2 protein-coding genes are annotated in these 1,995 nt (G+C 51.2%); both read left to right on the top strand.

Going from position 1 to position 1,995, the window contains the following annotated elements:
- The coding region (locus tag EXE42_RS15265) for a PAS domain S-box protein (protein ID WP_137706885.1) at positions 1-1,368 on the top strand (1,368 nt) is incomplete at its 5' end.
- On the top strand, positions 1,365-1,995 hold a 631-nt coding region (locus EXE42_RS15260; RefSeq protein WP_137706884.1), incomplete at its 3' end, for a PAS domain S-box protein. The genes EXE42_RS15265 and EXE42_RS15260, both read left to right, overlap by 4 nt.

The raw sequence follows: 1,995 nt of genomic DNA, 5'->3' as shown, positions 1-1,995 counted from the left end.
CTCGTCGACAAGACAGCCCTCAATGAGCACCGCTCGGAACTGCTCACACGAAAGCAACATGAGCAGGTTGTGCTGCCGTACCTGTTGTTGGTCCCTGAGGCAAAGCACCGCCAGATCTGTAATCGTCTCCGCGAGACACACCCGGAGCTGTGGGATGCTATCGATGGGCTGATCGATATGCCACTCGCAGAACACAGACTTGGCGAACAACTAGAGATGGCTCTCCGCCTGCGAGACCAGTCGACTGTCGCGTTCAACCGACGTGAGCAACTCCGCCAAATCCGCGACCGACACGCCGGTCACGGAGTATTGATCACCGACGTCGACGGAACAATTGAGTACGTCAATAGAGGTTTTGAGTCACAATCAGGGTATACAAGTGAGGAAGTCGTCGGAAATACCCCGCGGATGCTCAAATCTGGTGAACATGATGAGGCGTTCTATGAAGAGCTGTGGAAGACTATCACCGCCGGTGAGACGTGGCATGGCACGGTTGTCAACAGACGCAAAGACGGCGAGAGGTATATTGTCCAACAAACAATTGCTCCGGTTGAAAACCCAAATAGTGATATCACACAGTTCATCGCCGTTAATCACGAAATTACTGATCTCCGAGATCTCCAAGAACGTCTTCGTGAGCAACGTGAGCAACTCGACGTGTTGAACAGAGTTCTCCGTCATGATATCCGAAATGATATGAACGTCATTGTTTCGTGGGGAGAAATGCTTGAAAATGAGCTCTCTTCGGACGGTAAAGAGAAACTTGACCGGGTCCTCCGGGCAGGAAATCATGTTATCGAACTCACAAACGTTGCCCGTGACCTATCAGCACTCATTCACGGTGATGAAACGCCAGATCTCAAGCCGATCTCACTTCGACAACTCCTCACTGAAGAACTCGAAAAGCGTCGGGAGACGTTTTCCGACGCAGAAATTACGATGCCAGACCCACCCGATCAAGAAACGCGGGTACTGGCAAATGAGTTGCTCTCGTCAGTGTTTCGGAACCTTGTCAACAATGCGGTCCAACACAATCAAAGACCAGATCCGAAGGTAGTCATCACCGTTGAAGAGATGGATGACACCGTCCGTGTCAGAGTGGCTGACAACGGACCAGGAATTCCAGCCGACGTCCGAAAAGATCTGTTTCAAGAAGGTCAGAAGGGACTAGAGAGCGGGGGGACCGGAATGGGTTTGTTCCTCGTTGATAATCTTCTTGAGAGTTACGATGGAAAAGTCTGGATCGCGGATTGCAGTGAGGATGAATTGCCCAGAGAAGCAACTGAGACGGATCAACCTGGCGTAGCCTTTGTTGTTGAGTTACAGACGACTGAGGCTACAAACAATAGCGAGGGGGGCGATCGATGAACGATACACTTTCTGTAAATGACTTCTCTGATGATGTTACTGACCAAGCGGCCTTGTTCCCTTTACTCTCTGATAAAGGAGATCGGCGGCTGATTGTTGAGTGGATTGAATCCCACGATAGGTACACGCTTGTCGATCCTGACCAGCCAGTCGAAACAGCGACATTCGATTGTTGTATCGTTGATGGGGAGATGTTACAGACGCATGCTGAAACGCTCCGAGCTCGGAAACGAAAGGCTGAGCCCGCTCTCTTGCCATGCCTTCTGCTCATTCCGGGAGCAGACCTCTCCGTTATTGAAACCGATCGTGGTGAGATTGCCGACAGCGTTGTGTTCGAAACCGCTGACGAAGTGGTTTCGATGCCGATCAAAAAGGCTGAATTAGAATGGCGGGTAGAGGCACTTACGAGGCTGCGAACCCAATCACTGCGTCTCAAAAAACGGACGGAGACGCTGGAACTATTCAAACAAGCGGTTGAATCCTCTGGTCACGCCATCTGGATGTCCGACGCGACAGGAACGATCAAGTACGTCAACTCAGAGTTCGAATCGATTACGGGTTACAGTCGGACTGAAGCTGTCGGTGAGTCACCAGAGCTTATCAGTTCTGGAGCGATGACCGACGACT

This window comes from Halorubrum sp. SP3 (genome assembly GCF_005435195.1).
Lineage (GTDB): Archaea > Halobacteriota > Halobacteria > Halobacteriales > Haloferacaceae > Halorubrum > Halorubrum sodomense.
Note: the sequence above shows the minus strand (reverse complement) of the source record. Positions and strands in the feature narration are given on the sequence as shown.